This is a genomic window from Kitasatospora sp. NPDC023120, assembly GCF_055560835.1.
This window is the reverse complement of record NZ_JBVHHY010000081.1, coordinates 1-4,198: the sequence shown is the minus strand read 5'-3', so window position 1 is coordinate 4,198 and position 4,198 is coordinate 1. Positions and strand designations below refer to the sequence as shown.

Genomic DNA, 4,198 nt, shown 5'->3' with positions numbered 1-4,198 from the left:
GGTTACATTCCGAACCCGGAAGCTAAGCCTCACAGCGCCGATGGTACTGCAGGGGGGACCCTGTGGGAGAGTAGGACGCCGCCGAACAATCATTCAGAAAAGACCCCCTCCCGATCGGGAGGGGGTCTTTTCGCATTTCCGGTCCTTCGGCTTTCTTCGGACCGCCAACTCACTCGTCCTCGGACAGCGGTTCCTCCGACGGTGCTTGCCCTTGGGCCTGTGCGGGCGGCTGGGTGTCGGACTGGGGGGCCTCGGTCGATGCGGCCGGGGGTTGCGCCGTTCCCCAGGCCGCGTGGTTGAGCCACTTGTCGGCGGTCTTGGTGAGGCGGGCGACGGCCGTGCCGTCCGGTCGCATGCTGTAGAGGTCGGCACCGGAGCCTGCGGGGGCCTGGGTGAAGACGATGGACTGGCCGTCGGGCGCGTAGGCGGCGGCGCCGTAGAAGGCGTCGGACGGCGCGGGGGTGAGGGCGGCGATGGCGGTGCCGTCGGGGCGGACGGTGTAGATGCCGCCGCCGGGGGCGTTTTCGGCGCCGGCCGGGTAGGTGGTGAAGAGGATCCGGGTGCCGTCGGGGGACCAGTCGGCGCGGTCGCCAGCGCGCAGTTCCCAGGGGGTGAGCTGGCGGAGCCCGGTGCCGTCCGCGTTGACGATGTAGATGGCGCGGCTGTTGGCGGGCTGTCCGGTGGCGCTGGTGCGGTACTCGAAGGTCAGCTGCTTGCCGTCGGGGGACCAGCTGGGGTTGCTGACCGAGCCGGAGTACGGCTTGTCGTTGGTGAGGAAGGTGAGCCGCTGGACGTCGGCGCCGTCGGAGCCCATCAGGTAGAGGTCCGAGTACTGGGTCTGCTTGGTGTCGGTCGGCTCCAGGGTGCCCCAGGATCGGCTGAAGGCGAGCTGTTTGCCGTCCGGGGAGAAGGCGGGGGCGCGTTCGTCCTCGTTGGCGCAGTCGGCGCCGCTGGAGCTGTCGCAGAGCTGGCCGATCTGGTGCGCGCCCTCGCCGGAGGCGGCGACGGTCCAGAGCCGGGCGGCGCCGCTCTGCGGGTCGGTGCGGTCGAAGGCGATGGTGGTGCCGTCGGGGGACCAGTCGGGGCGGTCGTCGCGGGCGCGGTCCGGTGGCTGGGTGATCTGGTGCTGGTTGCTGCCGTCGGGGGAGAGGGTGACGATGGCGCTGGTGGTGCGGGAGGCGTCGGTGTAGGCCCGGCTGACGATCAGTCCGTTGTGTGCGGTGACCGCGGCGGGGGTTCCGGCTGCCGCGTCGACCACGCCCGGGGTCGTGGTGGCTGTCGGCTCGGGGGTGGCGGAGGGGGACTCCGGCCGGATCTCCGAGAGGGGGATCTCCCCGGGCTCGGCCCCGCAGCCGGTGAGCAGGGTGCCCAGAAGCAGGAGGCCCGCACCGGCGCTTGCGCGGGTGCGGGCCCTGCTTGTCGGTGATTGCCGTTCCCCGGTGATCCGTGCCATTCTCCGCCTCCGACATTGCGACCGCTCGACGTGTGCCCCCGTCGCCGATCCAGGACGAAGGCCCCCTGAAAGGAGCTGTCACTGTGTCAGACGGCGGGCGTCTGCGGTCGGGCGACACGCGACGGATGGCGCTCGCTCGATCGCACGGAGTAGCAGTGGGGAACAGGAGTGCGGAAGGGGAGGACGGAAGGGTCGTCAGCCCCGGGCGGCGCGGCGTTCGGCCTTCGCGAGGGCTTCCGCCTCGTCCTCGGCCTCGGCGACCTCGAGGGTGGGCGCGGTGCCGCCGAGGTGGGTGGGCAGCCACCAGGTGTCGTCCGGGCCGGAGGGCTTGCCGGGGTAGTCGCGCTGGGCCTGGTCGAGCATCTCGCTCATGGCGGCGCGGAGTCTTCTGGTGACCATGACGGGCTTGTCGTTCGGGCCGAGGTGGATCGGCTCGCCGATCATGATGGTGACGGGGACGTGGCGCTTGGTCAGGGTCTTCGGGCGGCCCTTGGTCCAGAGCTGCTGGGTGCCCCAGAGGACGACGGGTAGCAGCGGGGCGCCGGAGTCGGCGGCCATCCGGGCGGCGCCGGTCTTGAACTTCTTCAGCATGAACGAGCGGCTGATCGTCGCCTCGGGGAACACTCCGACCACCTCGCCGGCCTTGAGGGCGCGCACGGCGGCCTCGTAGGCGGGCTGGCCGTCGGTGCGGTCGACCGGGATGTGCTTCATGCCGCGCATCAGCGGGCCGGAGATCCGGTGCTTGAAGACGTCGTCCTTGGCCATGAAGCGGGTCTTGCGCTTGCCGCCACGGTACGCGCCGAGGCCGGCGAAGAGAAAGTCCAGGTAGCTGATGTGATTGCTGACCAGTACCGCTCCCCCCCTGGCGGGGATGTGCTCGGCACCCACGATCTTGATCCGCACGTCGAGCGCGCGGAAGGCGGTGAGTGCGGCGCCGATCACCGGCGGGTACACGAACTCTGCCACGGTCAGTCCTGACTTCCACGGGCCGGAGCCCGGTTCGGCGGGGGCCCGCGACGTTGCGCGGCCGGTGCCGACCGGAGCACGGCACTCCGCGGCGGTCACGGGTGATACACGGAGATGATCCCCCGAACGAGTGCCTGCTGTCACCTGAGGCGTGCGGTCAAGCCGATTTTCACGGTGTGATCTCCGTGATGAATTCGAATGGGAACTTTTCCGTTCCCGGATCGGGGGTGCCGCCGGAGGCCGGGTCGGGTGGCCCGGCGGGGTCAGGTCCCGGCGGTGAGGCGGCCCTGGGCACGGCGGACGACCGGGTAGAGCTCGCAGCCGATGCAGTAGCCGAAGGCCGCGTTGAGGAAGGCGGCGGCGAGGCCGACCGAGGTGGCCAGCAGACCGAGCCAGGTCACCCCGGTGAGGTAGCCGAGGATGCCGATCGCGGCGAACACCAGGAGGATGCCCTGGCCGAAGCGCAGCGGCCGCTCGTCCTCGGTCTCGGAGGGCGGACACAGCCGGGGCAGGACGAGGGCGCGGAAGAGCCAGTCGTACGGGCAGAGGCGTAAGCCGCCGAACGCGCCGAGGGCGAAGACGAGCGCCTGGCCGGTGAGGAGGGCGCCGCTTCCGGTGAGGAGGACGACGATCAGGACGGCCGAGGTGAGCGCGGCAGCGAAACGGGGACCGCGGGGGTCGGTCTGCACGGGGGCTCCGGGAGGGTCGCGACGGGCGGCAGCGGCGGACGGCGGCGACGGGGCGTCAGCGACGGCGGGGGCCGGCGGCCCGGCCCGGGGCGATGACGCGGCGGGCGGTCGGCAACGGCGGTGAGGAGCGCGCGGAGTCCACCGGCCGATCGTACGCGGCGGGCCCCCGGCGGTCGACCGTCTTTCGGGGCCTGCCGGGGTCGGCGCAGACTGGGGGGATGACCGGGCTGGTGGTGTGCGTTGTCGTGCTGGCACTGGTGACCATGTTCGGGCTGCTGAGAGCCGGGCACGACGGAAGGATGAGGGTGGGTACGAGGGACGGGGCGGTACTGCTGTCGGAGGCGGAGCTGGGCGGTCCGCTCGGCGTGCGGGCGACGCTGGTGCAGTTCTCGACGGCCTTCTGCCAGCCCTGCCGGGCCACCCGGCGGGTGCTCGCCGAGGTGGCCGGGATGGTCGAGGGTGTCGAGCACGTCGAGGTGGACGCCGAGGAGCGGCTGGAGCTGGTCCGCCGGCTGGAGGTCCGGCGGACGCCGACCGTGCTGGTGCTGGACGCCCACGGCCGGGTGGTGCGCCGGGCGGCGGGGCAGCCGCGCAAGGCGGACGTGATCGCGGCGCTCGGCCAGGCGGTCTCGCTCGGCCAGGAGGGCCCGCTCGGTCGGGCGGTCTGAGGGGGCCGTCGGGGAGGAATCCCGACGCTGTTGGACCGTCCCGTGGGTGGAGTCGGCCCCCGGCTGGGGCAGGATGGGCGCAGGCGGCGGACGCAGCCGCCCGCCGTAAGCTACTGGCCAGTAGTGACCGCTGAGCTACTGGCGAGTATGCTGCCAGGAAGTTCCGGACCGGCACGGGAATTCGCTGCCCGGAGCGGGTGCGTTCCGTGTTCGCGCCCGCTTGCACAGCCGCAGCCGCCGGACGAGACCAGTACAGGAGACAAGGCCGTGAGCTTGAGGATCGTTGTCTGTGTGAAGTACGTGCCGGACGCGACGGGCGACCGTCGTTTCGCGGACGACCACACCACCGACCGGGAGGGTGTGGACGGCCTCCTGTCGGAGCTGGACGAGTACGGCGTGGAGCAGGCGCTGCGGATCGCGGA

4 protein-coding genes, 1 rRNA gene and 1 pseudogene are annotated in these 4,198 nt (G+C 71.8%); 3 read left to right on the top strand and 3 right to left on the bottom strand.

Annotated elements, in window-relative coordinates:
- A 5S ribosomal RNA gene (gene rrf / locus ACZ3TI_RS40645) occupies positions 1 to 87 on the top strand; the annotation flags it as partial.
- Positions 88 to 169: 82 nt separating this feature from the next.
- On the opposite strand, the gene ACZ3TI_RS40640 is transcribed toward rrf, so the two are convergent.
- The 3 genes from ACZ3TI_RS40640 to ACZ3TI_RS40630 form a co-directional block, all read right to left on the bottom strand.
- The gene (locus ACZ3TI_RS40640) at positions 170 to 1,453 is read right to left on the bottom strand and encodes a TolB family protein (RefSeq protein WP_465735568.1); all 1,284 of its coding nucleotides are present in this window, start codon (positions 1,451 to 1,453) and stop codon (positions 170 to 172) included.
- A gap of 195 nt (positions 1,454 to 1,648) precedes the next feature.
- Positions 1,649 to 2,419 carry a lysophospholipid acyltransferase family protein gene (locus ACZ3TI_RS40635; RefSeq protein ID WP_465735566.1) on the bottom strand — a complete coding sequence of 257 codons (771 nt, stop codon included), beginning with the start codon at positions 2,417 to 2,419 and terminating at the stop codon, positions 1,649 to 1,651.
- A gap of 263 nt (positions 2,420 to 2,682) precedes the next feature.
- Positions 2,683 to 3,108 (bottom strand): DUF4395 domain-containing protein, encoded by a 426-nt coding sequence (locus ACZ3TI_RS40630; RefSeq protein ID WP_465735564.1) that lies wholly within the window; start codon positions 3,106 to 3,108, stop codon positions 2,683 to 2,685.
- 218 nt (positions 3,109 to 3,326) lie between these two features.
- Here ACZ3TI_RS40630 and ACZ3TI_RS40625 point away from each other — a divergent pair, with 218 nt between their 5' ends.
- Both ACZ3TI_RS40625 and ACZ3TI_RS40620 read left to right on the top strand, forming a co-directional pair.
- On the top strand, positions 3,327 to 3,776 hold the full coding sequence (locus tag ACZ3TI_RS40625) for a TlpA family protein disulfide reductase (protein WP_465735562.1): 450 nt from the start codon (positions 3,327 to 3,329) through the stop codon (positions 3,774 to 3,776).
- Between the two features lie 267 nt (positions 3,777 to 4,043).
- Positions 4,044 to 4,198, top strand: a pseudogene (locus tag ACZ3TI_RS40620) (electron transfer flavoprotein subunit beta); the annotation flags it as partial.